This is a genomic window from Catalinimonas locisalis (genome assembly GCF_038039535.1).
Classification (GTDB): domain Bacteria; phylum Bacteroidota; class Bacteroidia; order Cytophagales; family Cyclobacteriaceae; genus Catalinimonas.
In genome coordinates this window covers 171981-195989 of the sequence record NZ_JBBPHP010000001.1, presented here as the reverse complement: position 1 = coordinate 195989, position 24009 = coordinate 171981, and the positions used below count along the sequence as shown (strand labels likewise).

Sequence of the window (24009 nt, the reverse complement as noted above, 5' to 3'; positions counted from 1 at the left end):
ATGGGAATTCAATATAAAAAAGCTTAGCATTCAATATGTTAATCAAATGCTAAGCTTGGTAACTATTGACTATTATGAGTATTTTTTAGTTGAAAAACTACAACCAAGCCTTAGGGCACCTCTTTTTCAATGGCACCCCAGCTTGGCTTGCAGATGTTTGTCACTAGCGAAGTGCTAACCCTCTCTGTGTTAAGCATTATTCTCCTGAAACCAATTTCAAAAGCTCTTTATCGTGGTGATTTTTCACCTCAGATACATTGTCAAAAATCATATTCACACCATTCTCAGGGGTATATTCCGGCCAGTTAGGTAAGCCTGCATGGTTGGGATTTGCGCTTCTGGCAAAATTGATCCAGGCCAGGCTCATTTTTTCTGCCAGATCATGCGCTTCTTTTCCCCCTCCGGTCATTTCTTCGCATAGTTCAATGTTGTCAAATACAAAGGGTAACTCCATGCAGTGCATAGACTTGAATACCCCATCCAGCACGGGCGAATCCCAGCTGAAGAGGTACATATATACAGGAGCACTACTATTTTCTGCTTTCATATTGGCTTGTTTGATTGCTCCTCCCCGGAACATCAAATCAATATCAATATAGTCGGAAGGCTTGGCAGTGCCGGGATACGCTTTTTTTACGGCGGTAAGGTAGGTATCCGTTTTATCTTTGTACTGCTCCTGTAACTTTTGTTTGGCCTCTTCCATAGAAATGCCTCTTGCACCAGGACGGAACGGCATAAATTCTGCTTTGGTAGAGCCTACCAGCAAGGGAACATCCTGAGCGAGCGCTAGGGCAGCAGCTTCTGTTGGCTGATAAGGCAAAAAGCTTCCGTCAAGAATCGGTCCCCAACCCAGGCCAAAACCTGCTACAGGTTTGCCCTCCGCTTTCAGTTCTTCCTCTACTTTTTTGAGCGCTTTGCTTGCCGCAGCATGCAGTTCCAGGTAAGGTACTTTCTGTATCTGATCTATCTGTTCGGGGGAAATTTCCAGCTCTTTCAGGGTGGCCGCACTTACCCGCTGAGCTAACTCAGGATCCATAAAGCTCTGTAAATAACTTCCGCTTTGCACGATAGCTTTGTCAAATAAACCTTTGGCCGAAGGGGCATTCATCAGGGAGGTCACTTTTCCTCCTCCTCCGGACTGACCAAAAATTGTTACATTATTGGGATCACCACCAAATTGCTCAATATTGGCCTTCACCCACTCCAGTGACCTGACTAAATCCTGCAAGCCTGCATTGGCAGAAGATTTGTATTTTTCGCCATAAGCAGACAGGTCAAGAAAACCCAATACATTCAGGCGATGGTTGACGGATACCAGCACCACATCTCCGTTTTTGCTTAGGTTTTCACCATCATAAGAAGGAAGCTCTATAGAAGACCCGGCGGAGAAGCCGCCTCCATGTAACCATACCATCACCGGACGTTTTTTGCCGTCGTTGATACCCTGGGTCCACACGTTCAGGTTCAGGCAGTTTTCGTTGTGATAACCCCAGTTGTGCTGAAAAGGAAACTCAAATTCATCATTCACCTGGGCGGTAGGTACAATCGGACAAACCGGACCGTAAGTCATGGAGCTACGAACACCTTCCCAGGCTTCCGGTTTTTCAGCAGGCATAAAACGTTCGGCTTTGCCATATGGAATTCCTTTGAAGATAAAAGTCCCATTATGCGAGTAGCCTCTTACCTTACCACAATCAGTATCCACAATGGCATAATCCATTCCTGCCCTGATTGGCGTATCGATTTCATTCTTATTTTGTCCCAACACTAAAGAAGGAACCAATAGAATGATTATTGAGAAAAGTAATAGCTGTTTTTTCATAGTATTAGATTGTTATAGTAAGTATTGTTTCAAAGCTTAAATGGCTACTCCATTTTCTTTAAATATGTCATGCACAAACAGGAGGTGATAAGGCAAAGCATTTTGCCAGTATTCCCAGCTGTGGCTGCCGGGTCGCTCGGTGTATTCGTGTGGCACCTGTAAGGCAAGTAACTTTTGATGCAGGTCACGATTGGTATCAATCAGAAAGTCATCTACACCGCAATCAAATTTTAACTTTACCTCATTAGCTTTCATCTGCTCGGTCATGCCTACCGCCGTATAGTCTGGATAAGGATGCGCACCCTCTTCAGGAGGGCCTAGGAGTTTGGCAAAATTCGCAGCCCTTGATTGTGCAAATTCTTCCGGAACCTTCCAGGTAGCAGTATTGATATTCATTACACCACTCATACTTCCGGCAGCACAATAAAGCTCAGGATGGCGGGTAGCTATAAAAAAAGCACCATGTCCACCCATAGACAGGCCAGCAATCGCTCTGCCTTTACGGTTTTTTACAGTGCGATAGGTCTTTTCTATTTTTTCTACTACTTCTTGGGAGATAAAGGTCTCATATTGGCTACTCTTATCTACCGGACTGTCAAAATAGTAGCTGGTAGATCCTCCATCTGGCGTGACGATGATGATATTGTACTGATCAACCATGCGGTGTAACAAGGTCTTATCAGGTGTTTTGTGATGCCAGTCGCTAAAACTGCCGGTACCTCCGTGCAGCAGGTACAAGACAGGATAAGCCTCTGTATGCTGATCATAGCTGTCTGGAACTACCACTGCAGTTTTTATCTTTCTCTGCATCACTTTGCTATCCACTTCTAGAGTATCAACCGTAGCACACCAACTATTCCAGGCGGGGGTAAGAAAAAGGGTGGATAGAAAAAATATTAAAACCTTCATCTATTGTGTAATTTTTACATAATGATATAAATTAGTTCTTAATATGTCAAAAATACACATTAGAAAATTTACCTTAGGAAATGCTTAAAAGAGAAATGCTTGCTAGAGGCGAGGGCAGCACTGAAAGCTCACTGATTCCCCAGTTGACGCTGGACTGCATTGTATTAGGCTTTTATGCAGGACAGCTCAAGGTGTTATTACTACGCTGGAAAGGTACTCAGGAGTGGAGTTTGCCGGGTGGTCCTATCTACCAGACAGAATCTCTGGATGAGGCTGCATATAGGGTATTAAAAGAGCGGACCTGTCTGGATCAGATCTTTTTGAAACAGTTTCATACTTTTGGTGAGCTTCCCCGCTACGAGCTGTCGGAAATAAAGGAAAAGCTACAGCATATTGTCCCTCCGGATATCTGGTATGAAAGGGCTATTTCCGTTGGTTACTACGCACTGGTAGATTATTCTAAAGTATCTCCTACACCAGACCTATACACTGAGGAATGCCAGTGGTGGGACATTCATGAAATCCCTCAACTTTTATTTGATCATAACCATATGATCAGGTTGGCGCTAAAAGCACTACGTGTAGAACTGAGTTTGCAGCCTATTGGTTATAATTTATTACCCGAAAAATTTACCATGCCTGAGTTGCAAAAATTATATGAAACCATTCTAGGCAAGAGCCTTGACCCTCGCAATTTTTATAAAAAAATCATGGGACTTGGTATACTGGAAAGGCTAAAAGAACGCAAAAAAGGAGGCGCTCACAAAGCTCCTTACCTTTACCGTTTCAACCAAGAGGCGTACGAGGCGAGGTTGAAGGAAGGCGATCTCTCTTTTATGTAACTACCAATCATCAAAACGAGCAGCAGCAAACCACAACATTTCTTGAGCAAGAAAGCTTTTCATGCCTGGGATGGGTAATATCAAATATATTTTGAGGGGAAATAAAAAAGCCAATCTCCGGTGAAGACTGGCTTTGGTGGGTCCTGTAGGATTCGAACCTACGACCCCCTGCTTGTAAGGCAGGAGTACTATTTTTTTCAATGTTTATCAATATGTATTATATCATTGATAATCAATTATTTATGATGAAATATCATATCCTTTACTTTTGATGATTTTCGGTTTTTATCAAAAATGTGTATACTTTTGTGTATACTATTTTTGATATGGCAAAAGAAACACAAGTTAAGTACAAAGTCATTCTGCATAAGACGAAGACTCTAAAAGATGGAAAACATCCGATAGTGTTACGCCTCACTTTCCGGAGAAAGCGAAAGTATTACTCTATTGGTGAGAGGGCTACTGAAAATGAGTGGATAAAAATTAAAGATATATCCAGTAGGGGAAGCTCTAAAAAGATTAGAGAAAAAGTAACTGAAACTGAAAATCTTGCTGAAGAGGTAATAAACGAGTTAGAGAAAAAAGATGCTTTTACCTTTGATGCGTTTGAAAGAGCTTTTTTTACCGAGGAAAATCACACTACAGTTTTCAGCTTTTTTGATCAACTTATCAGTCAATATGAACAACAAGGCAGAGATGGAAATGCCGAGGTCTATAGAGGTACAAAAAATGCGATTTCAAGGTTTAGAAATAATAAAGACTTAAATTTTGATGACATCAATTATTCTTTTCTAAACAACTGGGAAACTTTTCTTTCAAAGACTAATAGTATCAATTCTATCAGTATCCATATGAGGACTTTGCGGTCTACATACAACAAAGCAATTAGTTGTGAACTCGCTAAAGAAGTAAACTATCCTTTTAAAAACTACCAGATCCAAAAAGAAGCCACTGCTAAAAGGGCTTTGAAAAAAGAGGTCATTCAAGAAGTTGAAAAACTTGACATCAAGCCAATGTCTAAACAATGGGTAGCGCAACAGTACTTTCTTTTCTCGTATCTGTGCCAAGGCATGCCTTTTTCCGATATGGCTCACCTAAAGTGGGAGAATATTATTGATGGACGAATAGTATATAAAAGAGTCAAAACAATTCGCACCTCAAAAAATCCAAAAACTATCTCCATCAAAGTAACTCATAGAATTGATACCATTTTAAATGCTTTTCGTAGACCCAATGCTAAATTTGATGACTATGTATTTCCCATTCTAAAGAAAGACATACAATCCAAGACGATTAAAAACACTATAAAATCTAAAAGAAAGGCGTTTAATGCTCAACTTAAAATACTATTTGGCAGAGTAGGTGTGCATGGAAAAATCACCTCTTACGTAGCTCGCCATTCTTATGGGACTGTTTTGAAACGGAATAAAGTACCTACGTCTATTATAAGTGAAGGCATGGCACACCAAACAGAAATGATGACTCAAACTTATCTGGATAGTTTTGACAATGATGTAGTTGATGAGGCAAACAAAGGTCTTTTAAATGAATCTAAACCCTGGGACCAACAAAAATCTAAGTTTATATCAAATGTTGCCTTTAACATTGATAAGGCCATTCAAAATAAGGCTTGGACTAGAAGTAAATTTGCTGACGAAATGCAGGTAAGCATTTCTCTAGTCAACAATTGGTTGAGCGGTACCTATGACTTTACCATTGACGTACTATTTGACATATGCCAAGTAGTCAATATTGATTTTGCCACACTCATAAAAGAATAATTAGTAGGTGCTATGGAACAGATCCGAGAAAGGGTTAAAACTAAAAATACTGTTTTTATTCTGGCCCTTAATTTTTGAGTAGCATGTCAGCCTTTTAAAAATCTTATAAATATAGATATCCTTAGTAACAGCCAGGTCCACAAAATTGAGCAGATTACATAAATTTACCTTGCCAGCTTTGATAATGAAGTCATTGATGTTGGGAACGCAAGGCTTCGGCTTCTTTAGCATCTTCTTCTCATATTTACTGTAAGTAATGCTATCAATTTTTGTTCACCTATAAGTGAACATATTAATAAATAATTCGTATATTTAACTAAGCCTAAAATTGAACTATCGCATTGTTGAGCTTGAAGATTTATCGGGTGACCAAGCTACCATATACTCTATCATTGAAAGTGATAATGATGATACAGCTTTTGAGCAATTTATAGCAGAGCATCATACAGCTTATGAAAATGAAATATTAGACATAGTAAACAGAATAGACAGCATAGGGAAGGTTGTTGGTGCCAGAGATCATTTTTTTAAGCACAATGAAGGTAAGCCCGGAGATCTGGTTTGCGCTCTCTATGATAAACCAGGAAGGCATTTAAGGCTATATTGTATCCGTTTCGGTTCAGTAGCTATTATCCTGGGAGGTGGTGGCCCTAAGAATACCAGAAGTTGGCAGGAAGATGAAAAGCTTAGCCAAGAGGTCCGAAAAATGATGAAAGTATCAGAGGACATTGCCAACCGATTAAGAGATGGCTCACTTTATTGGACAGAGGATGGAATGGAATTAATTGGTGATCTAAATTTTGAAGATGATGAGTAAAGCACAAAAACACAGGAGTGAATTAATTCAAGGGCTTCTTAGCAAAAGTAAGCCCGTTGATAAGCAAAAGGCTCGTATAAAAATGATAATTGCTGCCAACATTGATGAGGCGATACAAGAAAAAGGTTGGACCCGAAGTAAACTTGCCAATGAATTAGGTGTTGGACGCTCTCTGGTGTCCAAGTGGCTCAGTGGCACCCATAATTTTACCGTTGATACGCTGGTTGATATCTGTCAGGTGCTAGAAACTAGCATGGTTGACTTACTTCAGCAGGCTCAAAAGAAAGAAGAAACTTATCAGTCACAGTAAAGCCAGCTCTTGCTTTTCAGTTGTGTAGTTTACTTTCCGGTAAAACTTTACCCCCCTCATTTAAATCTTTTGATTAAAACCCGCTATAAGGTCAACTCTAGAAGCGATCTTCTTAGTTGAGCAAATTCTACTTCTACGAACTCCGATATTATCTTCATTAATAATTTAATGCATATATTTTTGTCAAAATTCAGATTTTAGTATGAAGAAATTCTTGAAAAAGGAGATAGAATGTCAGATAACGATTAAGGATTCTTCCTTGATAAAAAAAATTAGTCTAACTACTGTCATCATTTTGTCCCTGTTCAATGTATCCTTTTCTCAATCTACATGGAAGTTCGCTAAGTCTTTTGGTGGTAGTGGTAGTGATGTTGGCTATGATGTTGTAGCTGATAATTTAGGGAATTCATTTGTAACAGGTGTCTTCAGTAACTCGGCTACCTTTGGAGAGTATTCCTTAACATCTACTGGGAACAGAGATATTTTTTTAGCTAAATTGGATACTACTGGTACCGTCAAATGGGTACTGCAAGCTGGAAGTACATTTGACGATTATAGCTCAGCCATAGCAATAGATTCAGAATCCAATATTTACATTACAGGCTCTATTAAAGATGACTATTTTTTTGAAGACCAAGTTGAGCCTTCTTCTGGTACAACTAATTCTTTTCTAGCCAAATATGATTCTACTGGTAATCTTTTGTGGGTAAAATTTCCCAAAGCTCTTGCAATTAATTATGGAATTGACTTAGCAACAGATTCTGAGGACAATGTATATGTAGTAGGCGAATTCCCTCAAAATAATTTTTCTTTTGAAGATACTACTTTAGTAAGTTCTAGCTGTAGTGGGTGCAGTAATATCTATTTAACAAAACTTGATTCAAATGGTGAACTGATTTGGGTACGAGGTATAAGTGGTACTGGAACCGATTCTCATACAGTAACTTCTATTGCAATTGACTCGCTGGATAACTTCTATGTTACCGGTAGTTGTAAAGGAACAGCCAATTTTGGCGAAATACAAATTGATGAACCAGCAAATGGAATGTTTCTCACTAAGTACAATTCTGCCGGTAAAGCACTATGGTTAAAACTGCTAAATACACCTAAATTTTCTACAATTACTGAAGGTACTCATGTAATTATAGGTAAAGAAGGAAATCCCATCATGGCGGGTGTTTATGGAGATACGCTTCTACTGGATGGGGAAATAATGGCCCTTCCGGTCGTTTCTAGAACCAATAGTACATTAATTACTGAATTTGATACTGAAGGAGAAGTTAGATGGTTGAATACCTTCGGAGGTACGCAAAATATTAATCCTACCAGTCTAGCTTTGAACAAAAACAAAGGGCCGGTTTTAGCTGGTACTTTTGGAGGAACTGGGTATTTTGATGAATTAAAATTAGAAGCAGATTCATCAAGTGGATGGTCTGATATATATATCACAACGTTAAATCAATCAGGGGATGTTAATGATGCTTTCCGTCTTGGAAGCAATCAGAATGAAGCTATTTTTGGTAGTTCTGTCAGCTCATCTGGAGACATTTATTTTACGGGTGTATTTACTCAGCCTTTTCAATGGGGAAGCGTTGCTCTGAACGACAACGGTACAACAGATGGTGGTGGTATATTTTGGGCAAAGCTTGGTGAAAAAAACAATACAGTTACCAACACGAAAGAAATGATTGAGCTGAATTTGCCTCATATATACCCTAATCCACTTACAGGGGTAGGCTATATCAATTTAGTAAGCTATCCAAATAGAAAAATACAGATACATATTTATAACGCTAAAGGAATATTGATAAGAAGAGGAGATTTGCGAACGGACTCTTCTTCTAAAGTAAATTTCAGCATGAGTGACATTAAGCCAGGACTATACACTTTATTGGTCAGTGGAAAAAAAATCAGTCAGTCTTTCAGAATATTAGTTCGGTAGTGGATAAAACGGGCGAAATAGTGCCACCCATTTCGCTGATATAGTGCCAGTCATTTCGGAGGAAACTGTGCCAGGGATTTCGCTCCAAACCATGCCAATTTTCCATGATAATTTTTGAACATGGCATCAAAAAGACGATGCCAGGAAAAAGAATTGATATCATGGATTTAAGACAACTTATTTTACTGAAGCAAAAGGGAAAAAGCAATCGCGAAGCGGCTAATCTCCTACATGTAAGCCGTAACACAGTTAATGATTACGTGCAGTATCTATCTTCCTTGGACTACAACTGGCCGGAACTACTGGCTATGGACGATGCTACTCTGGAAGGCCTATTTCCTATTAGAACAAATCATGATCAGGTATTGTACGAGCAATTGTGTGGTTACTTCCCTTCTTTTCAGAAAGAACTTACCAAGCCTGGATGTACCCTGCTTCATCTTTGGCAAAAGTACCAGGATAAACATCCCGAAGGCTATAAGTACACGCAGTTCGTTCATTATTTTCGCCAGTGGCAGGACCGTAAGAAGGTTAGCAGCAAGTTGGAACACAAAGCTGGGGAGAAGGTATTCGTTGATTTTACAGGAAAGAAACTCCACTACATTGACCGCAATACCGGAGAAGTCATAGAGGTAGAAGTCTTTGTAGCCGTTCTTCCTGCCAGCCAATATACCTTTGTCACGACAGTACGCAGCCAGGGTAGAGAAGACTTCATATCGGCTATGAACGATTGCCTGACGTTCTGCGGCGGAGTACCGGAAGCCATTGTCTCGGACAATTTGAAGTCAGCCGTTAGCAAAAGCTGTAAATATCAACCTCAGATTAATAAGACGCTGAAGGACTTTGCTCTACACTATGGCTGTGTGGTAGATCCGGCCAGAGCCTATCATCCCAAGGATAAAGCATTGGTAGAGAATGCAGTAAAGATTGTCTATCAGCGCATCTTTTATCCTTTAAGCCAACACCAATTCTTCTCATTAGCAGAACTCAACCGGGAGATAGCAATATTGGTGGAAAAGTATAACCAGTACAGGTTCCAACACTTGCCCTACAGCAGGAAAGAGCTTTTTCTGGAGATAGAAAAACCCTTGCTGTCTGCCTTACCTGCCACAGAGTATTCCATCAAGCATTATGCTCGTGGCAAGGTCCAGAGAATGGGGTGTGTGTTCTTCTCATCGGACAAACACTTCTATAGCGTACCCTATCGGTATGTAGGTCAACAGGTACAAATTGAATACACTCAAGATGTGGTGGAGATCTTCCATAATCGCCATCGCATAGCCACACACATCAGAGACTATCGTGCAGGAAGATATACGATTATTAAAGAACACATGGCCAGCACACATCGGTATTATAACTCCTGGAGTCCAGAGTTCTTTGCCAAGAGAGGAGCAGCCATCAGTCCTGAGATTGAGGCTTATATCACCAAGCTCATCGCACAGTACAACTATCCGGAACTGGGCTACAAACAGGCACAGGGCATTTTATCGCTAGTCAAATCCTATGGCAAAGAACGTCTCAGCAATGCCTGCAAGCTAGGACTGATGGCAAGTAAATACAGCTACAGGATCATTGACAATATCCTCAAGAACCACATGGATGAACAGCAGGCAGATGACCCCAGACATACTCACGTACCCCAGCATAACAACATCCGGGGCGCACAGGCATATCAGTAACTTATTATAACCAACTCAATACATTATGAACCAACAGGCAACGATTGAAAAGATGAAACACCTCAGGCTCTTTGGTATGGCTGAAACCTACCACCAGAGCCTTCAAAATCACCTCTATCAAGATTACACTCTAGATCAGTTTACCGCCCTTTTGGTAGATCAGGAATGGGAAGAGCGGCAGAACAGAAGGATTAAAAGCCTGATCAAACAGGCCAGCTTCAGGTCTCAGATATCCTCTCATGACATAGACTACACTACCAGCAGAAATCTGGATAAGAATCAGTGTGAACGCTTACTGGGACTGAACTTCTTAAAGCAAGCTGAAAATATCATCTTCACAGGTCCCACAGGTGTCGGCAAAAGCCATCTGGCTCAGGCCATTGGTGTGGCAGCTTGCCAGATGCTCCACAAAGTACAGTATTATAGTACTGCTCGTCTGATGGAAGAAGTAAAGATTGCCAAGCTAGATGGTACCTATGTTAAGCTTCTCAAGAGAATCCAGAAGATGGATCTGCTGGTCTTGGATGACTTTGGGCTCAATCCCTTTGATCAGTATGCCAGGCAGGCTCTGATGGACATCCTGGAAGATCGGTATGGCAAGTCATCTACCATTGTAGTCTCTCAGATACCGGTAGCTCAATGGCATGGTACGATCGGTGAAGGCACTATTGCAGATGCTATCTTGGACCGACTAGTGCATGCCTCACATAGAATCTCTTTAGAGGGTGAGTCACTGAGGAAAAAGAAAAAACTGAAAGGATAAAAATTATCTCCTATTTTAGTCATGGAAAAGTGGCACCCTTTGGAGCGAAATGGGTGGCACGGTATCACCGAAATATGCACGGTAGCACTAAAGTTCTAACTGAAGGACGTAATATGTGCCCTCTTCAGAGTGTTTGGCAGCCCATGCATTTACAGCAGGGAAATCTTTAAAGCTCTACTAGTAATTTTATGTTCTTAGTATTCTTTTAGGTTGGATTATCGCTATATCAAGTGTGAACAATACTAAATGATTCTCTTACATAGTCAGTGATAGAAAATATTACACAATAGTAGAGTACGGAGTGTTACGCAGGTTTTTACGCAGATAATATCGCAATGATTGCGTACCTTGATTGAAGAATATCATTTCTTTTCCAAAATTGATTATCTCAATACACTGTTCTGGCATATATACATAGCAGCACTATTATGGTACTAATCTAAAGAAAGCTTTTAAAATGGCCCAATGAAAGGGCTTTTTGTAGGTAGTGCCCTGCATTTAAGATGTCTTGATAAGTCACGGATTTGCACGCAGATTTTTTACGCTAATCTTTACGCAAAGTATTACGCAGTATCTGCGAACCTTCATTGCTAGTCCCCCTCCTCTTTTTCAAATTTACTTACCCAAATACCTTATGCTTATATATGTACAAATCTATAGCGGTTTTTTTATAGATATTTATCTCAAAAAAAACCAATGGAAAGTATTACACTGAGAGGTGCTGGAAAGGCTAAGCTTGAAAACAAAGTACCCGATGGCCCTAATATCCGTAAGGCCAATGATTTTCTCAAAGAACTTGTTGCTGGATGCATAAAATATTCAGAAACATTCATGAAGACTGTGCATGAGCCTCCGTTTGCGTACAGAGAAAAGCAATCTACGGGTATGCTGGCTTACGCATTATCCAAATTTGCAGATACTTTCCAAACAGAATGCCCAATGCAGAAGAAGCTTGCTTCTGGAAAAAAAGAGATTTTTGGATGGGCTGATTTCTGGGCACATTATCGTAATACAGATTTTTTTATTGAGCTAAAGCAAAGCTACTTTTATTTACACTCCAATGTAGTTACTCAGGAGCTATCAACGGAATGCCAAAGAGTCAACGAACAGATCAAAAGCTTTAATAATAAGAATCTCACTGGCTACTGTATATCTAACTCAGCAGTCTCAATTCCTTTATTAATTCTCCCTGTCTATCTAAAAATCAAGCAAGATACTACCTATAAAGATGTGATGAAGGGTTTTGATATTGACGCTGCCTACAAGAAAATTAAAACGGAATTGTCGCCTAACTCTCCAAGTTGGGGATATGTATGGAAAATTAAGCCTGAATTAGCTGAGATGACATGCTTTGAAAATGAAAATGGTATGACAACCTACTTACCCGCCCTCATTTTCCTGGCTAGAATTGAAAAACTTCCCATAAAAACTAATCTGAAATGAACATTAGCAAAGAACAATATCTGAATGCTTTAGAAGCTGTTTGGAAAGAACATGACAGAGATATGCTACAGGCGTATATTGATTTAGATGGATGCAAAGCTTCCTCTGAACAAATTGCCAGGATTTTAGGTAAGTCTTCGCTTGTCGTGATTAATGGTAAGTTTGGAAGATTAGGTAGAAGAATAGCTGATTTCCTTGATTATGCCCCTCCTTTAAGAAAGGATGAGACTTCAAGGTGGTGGTTTACCTTAGCTGAAGGCAAAGAAGAAGATAATTCTTTCAAATGGATATTGAGGCCCGCATTTGTAGCTGCATTAAACGACTATGGTATTCAGAAAAGTGAGACTATACTTCCCGATGAGTTGCCTGATGACCCTAAAGAGTATGTAGAGGGAGCAAAAAGGCAGATTATAGTCAATGCCTACGAACGAAACAGAGAGGCTCGTAAAATATGCATTCAAAAATACGGTGCTAGCTGCCAGGTTTGTGAATTTGACTTTGAGCAGACCTATGGGGTGTTAGGAAAAGGGTTTATCCATGTACACCATGTAGAGCCTCTGGCAGCCAAAAATGAGACTTACCAGGTAGACCCTGAAAAAGACCTCATTCCGGTTTGTCCAAATTGCCATGCTATGCTGCATAAGAAAAACCCTCCAATACCCATTGAAGAGCTAAGGAAGGTGATTAAAGAAAATAAGCTAGTGCTTACTTAACAAGTTCTGAAAACTTAGTAGCTTTTTTCTTCTTTACTTCTTTCACGATTTTATCAAGCTCAGAAGTAGTAAAACGCTTAAATTTATTACTAATTCCTCCCTTCAATAATGAGTCTAGCTCCATGTTGGAGGGAGTTTTACCCTTATAATTATCAGCAATGAGGAAAAAGCTATGATCACCCCCTATATCTTTACTTTTTGCAAAAAGCTTTAAGCGATCAACTACGGTTTCATATTCGGCTAACTTTTTCTGCAAAACATCTATACGATCATGATTTAGATCAATGGAAGCTGAAGCAATCACAGCTCCATTCACACCGATATTTTCTAAGTCATAATCAAAATACAAATTAGGTAAAGATTCTTTTTTAAGAGAGTAGTTCACATCTACTCTTTCCCTTAATGGATCATGCAGTCTATTCTCAATTTTTCTATGAAATTCTGTTACAACTCTTTCTCTTTTATGAGATATCTCAGATGCATCTACCATTTTCCCATAGTATTTCAAAAATGAACTCTCATCAAAATCCTTATTAATAAGTTCAGGAGAAGAAAATTGTAAGATGCCTTTGCTATAACGGTGAAGACGCTCCACAAAAGCCTGATTCAATTTAGATTTTTCCAGAGGAAGGACAGAATAATTGCTTTCTCTGATGATTTTCTTTTCACCTTCTACAAAATCTTCTAGCTGTTTGATTGAAAGCCTAAACAACTTCTGAGCATTAGAGTCAAGACTTTTTGCTAAACGAAGTTTCCGATCCGAAACTTTAAAAAATAGCTTTTCACTGGACACAATGAGTAATCCAACAGCGATATTTTCGTTGCTCCATTGGTTACTCACAAATCGTATGATACTGTAGAAGCTATTCATCTTAGATATTGTTGGTAGATTGAGGCAATTCGTTAGTGTCTCTCATCCAATTTCCAAATCTATCCCGTCAACGTCCTCAAGTAGTTCCGGTATAGTTTGAACTTTGATATTCAGGAACTGGCATATAGCAGGTATTTTCTTAAAAGCTTTGTTATCATTACTTCCCTCAGTTTCTTCTGTTACTATTCTGATATCCAACTCAGGGTTTATATGTAGTTCGTTCAAGACATACAAGATCATTCTCATATCGGCAGAAGCCAAAAAATCATTTTTCATGACCTGATACTGTGCATCGGTTAACTTTTTAGCGCCGGGAGCTTTAAAATTATTATCAACCTGATTTAAAAATTTTGCAGGGGCAGGAGCTATTATATCCTTTGTTCTAACAGGGTATTTGTGCTCTTTTTGTAATTCTTTGTTCACCAAAAATTCAAAGAATTTGACGACCAAGCCTTTTGCTGTTCCTTTACATTCATTTAAGACCTCATCAATAACAACGATTTCACCCGTCTCCACCTTTGATCTGAAGAACTTGAACAATTTTTTATCCTTGTCAAATCGTCCGTAGTAACGGACTAAAGCCAGCAGGGAGCTTGTATCAATTACTATTATCATTGAATAAATTGATCTAATTTCTCAGGCTTAATCTTAAGCCTTTTACTTACTTCGTATTCATTGAGAATACCTTCGTAGTAAGCAGATTGGATAGTAGATATGAATAATGGAGAAGAAATGGGTTTGGGAACAGCGCCACGTTGCTCAATACCTTGCTCTTTCAATAAAAGCTTTTCTCTTTCTTTTTCCTCTTCCCTTAACCTGTGTCGCTCATCATAATCAGATTTTATCTTATTATAGTTAGTGGCGGATAGCTGGTTTTGATACAGGAGCCTGGTAAATAATGCTAATTCGCTTAGATGTGTATTTCTTGAAATTTCCTCAACAGTGTCAAAGTGATAATCATTCTTTGAGTTTGCTTTTTCAAGTGCATCCAAAATATCAGCGTATTCTCCCGCCAGAAAGAAATAAGCAAAATCATTGCACCACCTTTCAACACCTGAAAGGTTCCTATTCGCCATTTGGTTGTATTCTAATCTTTCAATTTCTTCTTCATCAAGTAGATAATGTCCTAACTCATGGGCCAGCGTAAAAATTTCCCTTCTAAATGCCTGATGCCTCTTTAAGACAATTGCATTGGGTTTTAAAAAAAAGCCATCAATGTTTGCTTTTTCCTTCTTATTCCAGGTTTCTACAAACTCAAAAACCAGGATATTGTAATCAGCAAGATTGGAAATAAATGATTTTAAAAAATCTCTTCTATGTATTGTAAACTGTGGATACAGCAGCTTCCGTACTGCTCCTGCTACTTCCTTTGGGCTATTCCCTGTACTGTAAGGCTGTATGATCCTGGTAAATTCCACATCGGAAAGCCTGGCAATTGATTCTAGTGAAAGCTTTTGCTCTTCAAATTCATTGACAATCTTGACAGCCCCGAAGCTCAGTTCATTAGTCACAAAGTTTTGCTTTCTGAAAAAAATACTTGTATCCTTAGAAGTTTCGGGAGCTGCCGGGTCAAGGTAGTAGTGTAACCCCTTGTTAAATAATTTATCTAATCTCTTCAGGTTATTGAGCGTGATTTCATTTCCAAAAATATCCTCCCAGTTAAGGGGCTTTTTTAATCCCTCACTAACAACTTGCAAAAGATCATCTTCTGAAAGACGGTACATTTGCATCAGATGCCTGAGACGTGATATGTTATGCTCTACTTTCAAGAATTTAATTTCTCCTCTCTAATTGGTTGACTTGTTAAGCTGGTGAAAAATATTATTCACCTTCGCAATTCATTAATTTACGAAGATCATTCAGTTAGAACGTTGCTCAGAATACTGCCGGCGCATCAGGTTTTTTCCGCTAAGATAACGAATTTTTACACCATTACATTTCGTAAAGAAAAACAAAGATAAACTTAGGATACTACATTAACTTCTCTCTCCTCCTCCTTCGGATGGAAGACCTGATGCATGAGAGCTTGCATGAGGGCTTCTTCCTGTTCTTTAGCAGTGACTGCATGGGCTTGCAATTGATCACACAAGCTTAGTAACTCATCTACTATGCTGATGATGGCTTTCTGCTCGGCAAGGGGGGGAAGAGGTACAAATAAATTAGCAACAATTGTTTGATTTACTGATGACTGGCCAATAGCATGTTTCGCACTTTCTTGCATATAGTTCCTTGCATACTGTGTTTGAAGAAGTAGATTAATATAAAAAGCGAGTCTATCCTTAAAAACTAATCTAGCTCTCATGTTCATACTTTCATAAACTAAACTTTCATTATGCATAGGGATGATGGCAGATTTTCCAATCAACTCTGCGCTGTTTACTCTATTTATCAATATATCATTTGCTTCTAAATAATAAGCTTCAAGCTCCTCATTTGTAAGTTCTACTCTTCTTACGTCCCTAAAATTAATTCTACCCTTATTAATGTTGTACATCCTTAAGCTTATAATACCCTTATCAGTATAAAACTTTGCAGGCTTATAAAGTCCATTATTCAGAGATTCAATTACCTCCCCCAACCTACACCATTCCCATCCTTCCGGTAATTCATAAGGAATTTCATCAGGATCTATGGGGGAGAGGGGTTTTTCCTTTTTGATTTTCTTCTCTTTGATGAGTTGGGCTTTCTCGGCTTGGATACGTTCTAAAAGTACGCTCGCAGGTTCCGTACCATTTTGCGTACCTGCTTCCGTAACCGGATTGGCTTTACGCCACTGCTCAGTAAGTTTGCCTTGTACCGCTAATTGCAGTATGCTTTCCCGCAGCTTTTTCACCGTACTTTCATCATCAAAAAGTAGCTTGAAGTTGGATTTGACGAATTGCCAACGCTTACTGAAATCTTCTCCAGGCTGGGCAGCACCCGGTTGGGCCTCTCCAGGCTGGGCAGCACTCGGCTGGGTAAGATGGTGGAGGGCTGCTTCGGCAAGTTTATGTTTGGTCTGTATGCGTACTTTGGCTTCCTCATTGAGCGCATCTATCCGCTCCATCAACTCATCTACGATACTGACGATAGCTTTTTGTTCGGCAAGGGGAGGGATTGTAATTAAGAAGTTCTTAATTTTTTTTAGTACGAGATTCTTGTTTCCTACTCCTTCAGTTCCTTCATCTGATTGTCTTTTTACAAAAGGAGAATTTAACACAAGCTCTAGATAGTTTGGGTTTAGTACTTCATGGTTAAACTTTAATAAGGCAACACTCACGAAAATGCTGAATGGAGTTTCTGTATGTATGACTTTTGCTATTCCGGTTGTACCTATTTTTGTGAGTAGAATATCTTGGTATTCTGGATGACACCTTTCAATTAATTTTGAATGCTCTTCTTCAGAAATAAATTTAGTATCTGAAAAATCAAGATAACCTTTGCTGATATTTTTTACCGATAAAAAAGGAATCCCGCTTTCCTGATACTTCGGAGTATGATGAGTTCCATCGGTTATTAAATGACAAATATTGATTAACCTACACCATTCCCAGTCCTCCGGCAATTCATAAGGAATTTCATTAGGTTCTATGGGAGGGAGAGGCTTTTCTTTCTTGATTTTCTTCTCTTTGATGAGTTGGGCTTTCTCAGCCTGGATGCGTTCTAAAAGTACGCTTGCAGGCTCGGTACCATTTTGCGTACCTGTTCCCGCAATTGGGTTTTCTTTACGCCATTGCTCCGTAAGCTTGCCCCTTACGGCTAATTCCAGTACCAATTGCTTCAAACGCTCAGCATTGGCGGGGTTTAAGGTTAATGTATGTAGTTGTGCTAATAGCTGCTGCATAAAGTTGTTTTAAGCTTGTGGGTTTAATGTACGCAAGCTCTGCGTACATTTGCGTAATGAGTTTTGCGTGATTCAGCGTACCTCGTTTCGCAGAGGCTGCGTACCTATGGTATCATTAATGACTAAGGGCATTGTCCAATACCTGTAGAATCTGCTGTTGTAGCGCATTCATTTTGGCATGGCTCTGCTGGTAGGCTTCCAACAGCTTATCCGGATCACCAATGATGGATTCTGGTGCATTAGGATTTTTGATATCCAGGTTATAATTCCGCTTTTTAATTTCCTCTATACCTACTTTCCAGGCGTACTCACTCTCCACCCTGTTATTCCACCAGGCTTTTTCCGCATCAAACTCTTTGATGTTGATGGGTTTGCCTTTGTTGTAGCTTTTCTGCCCTTCAGGATAAGGATGTTCATAATACCAAATTTCTTCGGTGGGTTTACCCTTCTCAAAAAACAGCAAATTGGTTTTGATACTGGTATAGGGATTAAATACTCCATTTGGTAAGCGTACAATAGTATGCAGATTACATTTGCTCAGTAGCTCTTCCTTAATACGGGTTTTCACACCTTGGCCAAAGAGCGTACCATCGGGTAATACTACCGCTGCTCTCCCACCTTCTTTAAGCATGGCCAGAATCAGTACCAGGAAAAGGTCTGCTGTTTCTTTAGTCTGGAACTTGGGCGGAAAATTAGTATCTATTCCTTCTTCTTCCGTACCTCCAAAAGGAGGGTTAGTCAGAATTACGTCTACCGCATCCTCATCCGTCCAGGAATCATACGAACGGCTCAGGTAATTATCATGCCGTATCACCGGCACTTCCATATCGTGCAACATCAGGTTGGTCGTAGCCAGCATATGCGGCAAGGGCTTTTTTTCTACCCCTCTGAAGCTGTTTTGCAAGGTCTGTATGTCAGTAGGGTTTTCCAGCTTGGTACGCATATGCTCTATGGCACAGGTCAAAAAGCCTCCCGTACCACATGCGGGATCAAGCATAGCCTCACCGATCTGAGGATCAGTCATATCCACCATAAATTGCGTGACCGCACGGGGCGTATAGTACTCTCCCGCAGAACCAGCGGATTGCAGTTCTTTCAGTATGGTTTCGTAAATATCATTGAAAAGGTGGCGATCCTCTGAACGGTTAAAATCAATCTGGTTGATTTTATTCACTACCTGGCGTATCAGCGTACCGCTTTTCATGTAGTTGTAGGTGTCTTCAAACACCTGCTTTACAATCCAGCCCTGGGGGTTAGATTTGGGGGTAACGTCCAGGTTTTTCAGCGTTTCAAACAGCTCATTATTCACAAAGTTGAGCAGTTCATCCCCTGTCATCCCTTCCTCATCGGCAGCCCAGTTATCCCATTGCAATTTATCCGGTACGGGAGAAGTGTAACCTTCAATCATCAGGTCCCATTCTTTTTCCTTATCGCTAAATACTTTCAGAAAGATCATCCAAACCATTTGGGAGATACGCTGAGCATCACCATCCACTCCCGCATCCTGCCGCATGATATCCCTAATTGATTTGATCGTTCCGCTTAAGTTGCTCATCTACTTTTTCTTTTAGTTTAATTAGTTCATCCTTATTTTCTAAAAAAGCTTGCTCCACAGCCTCCATCTTTTCTTTGCATTTATCCCAACAGTATTGAAATTCTCGCATAGCTTTATTCATACTAATAAATCCATCCTCAATATTGATAGATATTTTATTCCAATAAAAGTAAATCCAACTTTCTTGGGAAGTTTTAGTATCTGGAGTATATCCAGGCATTATAGTTTCTAAAAAATTTCTGTAGGCTTTTTCTTCATCGCTTCGTGTTGGTGCGGCAGTTACTTGAAAAGCAATTTCCTCAGCGTGTAACTTAAACTCAAACAGAAATGCTTCACCATTTGCCCACCCTTCATTGACACTTCCCATGTTCACCGGAACCAGCTCTTTAATTGTTTGAGGTAAGAAACGAATAAAGTAATCTTGACAGCTTCCTATATACAGTCCTTTAGATTGAAGAAACTCCTTTCCAAATCGCATAAAATCGTCTTTCGGAATAGGTCTGTGTGCATAGATAAACTCTATCAGTTTACGATGATTTTGGTATATTTCCCTAGCGATATCAATACTATTGCTACTATTCATAAGATAACTTTGGATTGAGGTGTAATAATTTTGTAGGAATAGCTTTGAGCTATTATTGAGGAAGTTTTGACGTGTAATTAATATTCTATTAAGGTTATTAGCTATTAAATTGTATGAACAGAAAATATAAATATCTGATAGTTTAATACTAGGAGTTCCGTAAGGCGTTAAGAATATAAATACCTTCTTGATCTCTTCAGATGGATACTCACCTAAAATAATGTCACGATATTTAGTAAGCTGGTTTGGATCCTCTGAGTGGTGTATTTTATTCTCAATACATATCACCAAATTTGGAAATCTCAAAAAGAGATCAATATTTCTCCACTCTCTAAGCACTACCAGCTTTTCATAATCAAGTTTCTCCGCATCTACTGCGCTTAAGCCAATGGCTTTGTTATCAATAAAAATTTCTCTTAGAAATGATTTAATAAATACACATCCCAAGCCATGTGTTTCATTAGGCTGCATCAACCAGGCAAGAAAGTTTGAGTGCATGAGTTCACGATGCTCAATATTGAGAATCTGAAAAATATTAGGCTCTGATAAGGCTTGATCTAATTCTGATACAGATTGGCTATGAATAAAATTCAGATATTCTCGTTGAAGTATTTCTTCAGTCATGCCTATGCCCTTTTATATAGTTCTTGTTCCAATTCGCTTATCGCTTGCTCAAAATCAGGTTTTTTGCCAAATTTTTTAACAATCTCTAATGGCGTACCTATATCGCTAAGAGGGCGTACCCGCAGTACGGAGTTATTTTCCAGGGAAGAAATACCTTCATCGCCATATTTATCCAATAAAGCACTTAGTACCTGCCTGGCTTCCTCACCGTACTTGGTAAAGTAATTTCTTTTACGCACCATTTCCGCACGCTCTTTACGTGTAAGAGGCGGTTGATCAAATGCGATATGGCAAATCATGTCAAAAGGATCAATCTTTTTACCTATTTCCTCTTCCAGCTCTTCAAAAAACACTCCTTTGGCAGCCAGTTCGTCTATAATAGCTTCTTTTCGCTCGCTGGCCGACCATCTTAGCAGAAAATCATCCATAGATTCAAATTCGTCCAGTAACTTTTTGCGGGAATAATCTTTTAGAGATTCGGTAATCAGCTTACCATCTGCCCCGTAATACTGCACTCTTTCATTAATTACCCGTACCGCAACATCATTCACGTAGTACTTGCGGGGTTTTGCGTGATTATCATCATCTGGAGTATCGGGAATGTCCGGTGGCGGGGGAAAATCATCTCCTGCATCATCAGAATTATCCCCTGGGATATCATCGGTCTGCTCATCATCCGGTGAGGGAATATCTTCCTCTTCATCAACGTCATAGATTTGTACCGGATCGCCATCAAAGTTAGGGTCAGCAAATAATTTCGTTACTTTGCGGAAGTCAATGATGGTAAAGAATAGCTTACCTTCCTTCTCTCGCAAGCGAGTACCTCTACCAATGATCTGCTTAAACTCTGTCATAGACTGTATACCAGATTCAAGCACTATGATTTTTACCATTTTGGTATCTACTCCAGTGGTTAACAGCTTGGAAGTAGTCGCTACTACAGGTACTTTTTCTTTTACTGAGGTAAAATTGTACAGCTCATTTTTGCCTATTTCATCATCTCCGGTGATGCGTACTGCATATTTGGGGTATTGCTGTATCAAATCACTATTTTCATTGACAATAGCCTGACGCATCCGTTCCGCATGCTCCGTGTCAACGCAGAAAATAATGGTTTTGGCAAAGCGATCCGTTTTTTTAAGGTACTGACTTACCCTTTTGGCTACTTCACGTGTACGGTTATCAATGACCAGCGAACGGTCAAAGTCTTTTGTATTATATTCCCTATCTTCTATCAGATTGCCGTACTTATCTACCTTACCGGATTCAGGGCGATAACCTTCATCTACATTAAGACTTACCCTAATAACTTTGTAGGGAGCCAGGAAGCCATCTTCAATCCCTTGCTTGAGACTATAAGTATATACCGGTTCACCAAAGTAGTGAATGTTGGAAGTGTCCTTGGTTTCTTTGGGTGTCGCAGTAAGTCCGAGATGAATTGCGGTATTGAAGTAAGTTAAAACCTCTCTCCAGGCAGACTCAGCTTTGGCACTCCCCCGGTGGCACTCATCTACTACGATAATATCAAAAAAGTCTGGTGAGAACTGATTGAATATATTCTTATACTCTTCATTACCGGTGAGGCTTTGGTAAAGCGCATAGTAAACCTGATAAGATTTATCTACCTCACGATTCTGTACCTTGGTCATGATGTCACTGCCAAAAGGACGAAAATCTCCAGTACGGGCCTGGTCAACCAGGATATTACGGTCAGCTAAGAACAATACTCTTTTGATCCGCTTGGATTTCCACAGCTTCCAAAGGATTTGGAAAGCGGTATAAGTTTTACCCGTACCAGTGGCCATTACCAGTAAAATACGATCCTGTCCTTTCGCCACTGCTTCTACGGTACGGTTGATAGCAATCTGCTGGTAATAGCGAGGTTCCATCTCGGTTTCATCCAGATGGTTTTCCTCTTTTACGATAGGCTCCTGTTCAATCCCAATACCTTTGTATTGGCAGTACCGCCTCCACAACTCCTCTGGAGAAGGAAAGCTATCCAGGCTCAACTCTTTTTCTACATCACCTTCAGTTTTAGTTTTATCAAACTCCAAAAAAGCATCGCCATTAGTGCTGTATACAAAGAGTGTGTCCAGCACTTCAGCATATTCCTTTGCCTGTTGCATACCGGAACCAATGGAGTGATTATTATCTTTGGCCTCAATCACGGCCAACATATTAGACTTATAGAACAGTACATAATCCGCTCGTTTGGGCGCAGCCCTGGTATGTTTTTGTCCTCTGACTATTACCCTCCCATCCGTAAATGACCATTCCTCCCTAATCTGTTTCTGAATATCCCAACCCGCCTTTTGTAAAGCTGGGACAATGTATTTTGTGCAAATGTCACGTTCGGAAAAGGATTTTTTGGTTGTCATATTATGGGTTTCTCCTATGGGGGACTAATAATAACCAATACTTATGGATTTTTACATTTATTTGTATGATTTAATGTGCTTTTTTCTATTTTCCTTTCAACAATTATGTTTGTTTTTGATACTTTTTTATCGCAATGGCAGGGAAATACACGCAAATTTATCGTGAGGAATATGAAAACATTCAGCAAATTGAAAGAAGTATATTGAAAGACATGCTTTTAAATAAAGAAGTATACCAACTTCATCAAGATATCATTGAAGAATACAACCTGCATAGATTTCATATAATTAAAGAATTGGAGTGTGAAGGATATACATCTGAGGGAAAGCCAAGAAAAAGCTGGTTTAGAAGAGAGTTATTCAGAAAATTCCAGAAGTATAAGAATCCAGATTTTGACTATGAGCTTGAAAGGTTTATAGAAGGTCCTTTTAAGGACATTAAAGAATCCTTTCATCAGAAGCATCAAGATGCAAATGCGTCAACCAGGACTACACACTATTTTGATTATGAATATGTTAAAAAAGCCTCTCCGGAAGATATCGCAAAGCTGCTAGGAGCATACAATGCATATTATGACCTAAAAGATAATCTTTCTGACTTAACTCATCAGTTATTAGAAGAGATTGAGACTGAAAAGAAATTGGTAAAGTTTAATAGCTTTAATGCTCTCTCTCCAACAGATATGCTTGACTATTTTATACTTTTAACCCAATTGAACCCTAGGGATAAAAACCCCTTTCTTAAAGAGAAAATAGTCTATAAACTTGTAAACATGATTTGCTCAGGGGATGACACTGAGCCAGTAAAATTAAATTTATTCCCTGGCCAGGAGCAAATTATCAAATCATTTATCTATTGTTTCTATAGGTTCTGTAAGGACAATCATAAATTGAAAAAAAGTCAAGATAAAGAAGACTATGCTGAGATTTTGACCAGATATACTCAAAATTTTAGGAAGAAAAAAGTAGCTAATATTTCCACCAACTTTAATAAAGACTTTTCCACTGAGTCATTTGAATTTCCAGACCATTACCTAAAATGGCTCAATAATAAAGATTAGTACTCTAGTACATAAGTCTGAAAAAACCGTGTTTATCAAATTTTTTTAGTACTAGAGTACTAACCTTTTCCTCTTACATCTTGCTTTTTT

General features: G+C 39.3%; 20 protein-coding genes. 10 read left to right on the top strand and 10 right to left on the bottom strand.

The features are described 5' to 3' along the window. Positions 1-196: 196 nt before the first annotated feature. Entirely contained in the window at positions 197-1822 is a 1626-nt protein-coding gene (locus tag WJR50_RS00880) for a carboxylesterase/lipase family protein (protein WP_341291317.1), read from the bottom strand. A gap of 36 nt (positions 1823-1858) precedes the next feature. Beyond that, on the bottom strand, positions 1859-2731 hold the full coding sequence (locus WJR50_RS00875) for an alpha/beta hydrolase (protein ID WP_341291316.1): 873 nt from the start codon (positions 2729-2731) through the stop codon (positions 1859-1861). An 80-nt stretch (positions 2732-2811) separates the two neighbouring features. Between WJR50_RS00875 and WJR50_RS00870 the strand changes: the two genes are divergently transcribed. From WJR50_RS00870 to WJR50_RS00850, 5 genes are all read left to right on the top strand, one after another. Continuing rightward, on the top strand, positions 2812-3573 hold the full coding sequence (locus tag WJR50_RS00870; RefSeq protein ID WP_341291315.1) for an NUDIX hydrolase: 762 nt from the start codon (positions 2812-2814) through the stop codon (positions 3571-3573). A gap of 326 nt (positions 3574-3899) precedes the next feature. Then, on the top strand, positions 3900-5354 hold the full coding sequence (locus tag WJR50_RS00865; RefSeq protein ID WP_341291314.1) for a site-specific integrase: 1455 nt from the start codon (positions 3900-3902) through the stop codon (positions 5352-5354). A gap of 328 nt (positions 5355-5682) precedes the next feature. Further along, positions 5683-6171, top strand: a complete 489-nt coding sequence (locus tag WJR50_RS00860; RefSeq protein WP_341291313.1) for a hypothetical protein — start codon at positions 5683-5685, stop codon at positions 6169-6171. Beyond that, positions 6161-6481: a helix-turn-helix domain-containing protein gene (locus WJR50_RS00855; RefSeq protein WP_341291312.1), complete on the top strand. Its 321-nt coding sequence runs from the start codon at positions 6161-6163 to the stop codon at positions 6479-6481. Before WJR50_RS00860 ends, WJR50_RS00855 begins: the two co-directional genes overlap by 11 nt. Before the next feature lie 202 nt (positions 6482-6683). Beyond that, positions 6684-8423 (top strand): SBBP repeat-containing protein, encoded by a 1740-nt coding sequence (locus tag WJR50_RS00850; protein ID WP_341291311.1) that lies wholly within the window; start codon positions 6684-6686, stop codon positions 8421-8423. On the opposite strand, the gene WJR50_RS00845 is transcribed toward WJR50_RS00850, so the two are convergent. After that, the gene (locus WJR50_RS00845; protein WP_341291310.1) at positions 8404-8529 is read right to left on the bottom strand and encodes a hypothetical protein; all 126 of its coding nucleotides are present in this window, start codon (positions 8527-8529) and stop codon (positions 8404-8406) included. The two genes, WJR50_RS00850 and WJR50_RS00845, sit on opposite strands and share 20 nt — an antisense overlap. On the opposite strand from WJR50_RS00845, the gene istA reads away from it, so the two are divergent. The 4 genes from istA (at position 8528) to WJR50_RS00825 (ending at position 13024) form a co-directional block, all read left to right on the top strand. Next, entirely contained in the window at positions 8528-10105 is a 1578-nt protein-coding gene (istA, locus tag WJR50_RS00840; protein ID WP_341291309.1) for an IS21 family transposase, read from the top strand. The two genes, WJR50_RS00845 and istA, sit on opposite strands and share 2 nt — an antisense overlap. A gap of 25 nt (positions 10106-10130) precedes the next feature. After that, complete coding sequence (istB, locus tag WJR50_RS00835) at positions 10131-10868, top strand: IS21-like element helper ATPase IstB (protein WP_341291308.1); 738 nt, start codon at positions 10131-10133, stop codon at positions 10866-10868. 696 nt (positions 10869-11564) lie between these two features. After that, the gene (locus WJR50_RS00830; protein WP_341291307.1) at positions 11565-12311 is read left to right on the top strand and encodes a hypothetical protein; all 747 of its coding nucleotides are present in this window, start codon (positions 11565-11567) and stop codon (positions 12309-12311) included. Then, positions 12308-13024, top strand: a complete 717-nt coding sequence (locus tag WJR50_RS00825; protein ID WP_341291306.1) for an HNH endonuclease — start codon at positions 12308-12310, stop codon at positions 13022-13024. Before WJR50_RS00830 ends, WJR50_RS00825 begins: the two co-directional genes overlap by 4 nt. Here the strand turns inward: WJR50_RS00825 and WJR50_RS00820 are convergent. The 7 genes from WJR50_RS00820 to hsdR form a co-directional block, all read right to left on the bottom strand. Then, on the bottom strand, positions 13017-13895 hold the full coding sequence (locus WJR50_RS00820) for a hypothetical protein (RefSeq protein WP_341291305.1): 879 nt from the start codon (positions 13893-13895) through the stop codon (positions 13017-13019). The genes WJR50_RS00825 and WJR50_RS00820 overlap by 8 nt on opposite strands. Positions 13896-13937: 42 nt before the next feature. Next, on the bottom strand, positions 13938-14510 hold the full coding sequence (locus WJR50_RS00815; protein WP_341291304.1) for a DUF4411 family protein: 573 nt from the start codon (positions 14508-14510) through the stop codon (positions 13938-13940). Next, the gene (locus WJR50_RS00810; protein ID WP_341291303.1) at positions 14507-15664 is read right to left on the bottom strand and encodes an ImmA/IrrE family metallo-endopeptidase; all 1158 of its coding nucleotides are present in this window, start codon (positions 15662-15664) and stop codon (positions 14507-14509) included. The genes WJR50_RS00815 and WJR50_RS00810 overlap by 4 nt, the downstream gene beginning before the upstream one ends. Before the next feature lie 194 nt (positions 15665-15858). Beyond that, complete coding sequence (locus WJR50_RS00805; RefSeq protein WP_341291302.1) at positions 15859-17718, bottom strand: restriction endonuclease subunit S; 1860 nt, start codon at positions 17716-17718, stop codon at positions 15859-15861. Between the two features lie 115 nt (positions 17719-17833). Next, entirely contained in the window at positions 17834-19273 is a 1440-nt protein-coding gene (locus tag WJR50_RS00800) for a type I restriction-modification system subunit M (protein WP_341291301.1), read from the bottom strand. Beyond that, positions 19239-20480 (bottom strand): PDDEXK-like family protein, encoded by a 1242-nt coding sequence (locus tag WJR50_RS00795; RefSeq protein ID WP_341291300.1) that lies wholly within the window; start codon positions 20478-20480, stop codon positions 19239-19241. Before WJR50_RS00795 ends, WJR50_RS00800 begins: the two co-directional genes overlap by 35 nt. Positions 20481-20482: 2 nt before the next feature. Continuing rightward, on the bottom strand, positions 20483-22858 hold the full coding sequence (gene hsdR / locus WJR50_RS00790; RefSeq protein WP_341291299.1) for an EcoAI/FtnUII family type I restriction enzme subunit R: 2376 nt from the start codon (positions 22856-22858) through the stop codon (positions 20483-20485). 134 nt (positions 22859-22992) lie between these two features. On the opposite strand from hsdR, the gene WJR50_RS00785 reads away from it, so the two are divergent. Beyond that, a complete protein-coding gene (locus WJR50_RS00785; protein ID WP_341291298.1) occupies positions 22993-23919 on the top strand; it encodes a hypothetical protein in 927 nt (308 codons plus the stop codon). The last annotated feature ends 90 nt before the right edge of the window (positions 23920-24009 follow it).

Bases quoted from the DNA above. Each gene is read 5' to 3' on its own strand.
- WJR50_RS00785 (WP_341291298.1), top strand. From the start codon at position 22,993: ATGGCAGGGAAATACACGCAAATTTATCGTGAGGAATATGAAAACATT.
- istA (WP_341291309.1), top strand. From the start codon at position 8,528: ATGATAATTTTTGAACATGGCATCAAAAAGACGATGCCAGGAAAAAGA.
- WJR50_RS00850 (WP_341291311.1), top strand. From the start codon at position 6,684: ATGAAGAAATTCTTGAAAAAGGAGATAGAATGTCAGATAACGATTAAG.
- WJR50_RS00830 (WP_341291307.1), top strand. From the start codon at position 11,565: ATGGAAAGTATTACACTGAGAGGTGCTGGAAAGGCTAAGCTTGAAAAC.
- WJR50_RS00815 (WP_341291304.1), bottom strand. From the start codon at position 14,510: ATGATAATAGTAATTGATACAAGCTCCCTGCTGGCTTTAGTCCGTTAC.
- WJR50_RS00805 (WP_341291302.1), bottom strand. From the start codon at position 17,718: ATGCAGCAGCTATTAGCACAACTACATACATTAACCTTAAACCCCGCC.
- WJR50_RS00795 (WP_341291300.1), bottom strand. From the start codon at position 20,480: ATGACTGAAGAAATACTTCAACGAGAATATCTGAATTTTATTCATAGC.
- hsdR (WP_341291299.1), bottom strand. From the start codon at position 22,858: ATGACAACCAAAAAATCCTTTTCCGAACGTGACATTTGCACAAAATAC.
- WJR50_RS00870 (WP_341291315.1), top strand. From the start codon at position 2,812: ATGCTTAAAAGAGAAATGCTTGCTAGAGGCGAGGGCAGCACTGAAAGC.
- WJR50_RS00855 (WP_341291312.1), top strand. From the start codon at position 6,161: ATGATGAGTAAAGCACAAAAACACAGGAGTGAATTAATTCAAGGGCTT.
- WJR50_RS00880 (WP_341291317.1), bottom strand. From the start codon at position 1,822: ATGAAAAAACAGCTATTACTTTTCTCAATAATCATTCTATTGGTTCCT.
- istB (WP_341291308.1), top strand. From the start codon at position 10,131: ATGAACCAACAGGCAACGATTGAAAAGATGAAACACCTCAGGCTCTTT.
- WJR50_RS00825 (WP_341291306.1), top strand. From the start codon at position 12,308: ATGAACATTAGCAAAGAACAATATCTGAATGCTTTAGAAGCTGTTTGG.
- WJR50_RS00820 (WP_341291305.1), bottom strand. From the start codon at position 13,895: ATGAATAGCTTCTACAGTATCATACGATTTGTGAGTAACCAATGGAGC.
- WJR50_RS00800 (WP_341291301.1), bottom strand. From the start codon at position 19,273: ATGAGCAACTTAAGCGGAACGATCAAATCAATTAGGGATATCATGCGG.
- WJR50_RS00875 (WP_341291316.1), bottom strand. From the start codon at position 2,731: ATGAAGGTTTTAATATTTTTTCTATCCACCCTTTTTCTTACCCCCGCC.
- WJR50_RS00865 (WP_341291314.1), top strand. From the start codon at position 3,900: ATGGCAAAAGAAACACAAGTTAAGTACAAAGTCATTCTGCATAAGACG.
- WJR50_RS00845 (WP_341291310.1), bottom strand. From the start codon at position 8,529: ATGGAAAATTGGCATGGTTTGGAGCGAAATCCCTGGCACAGTTTCCTC.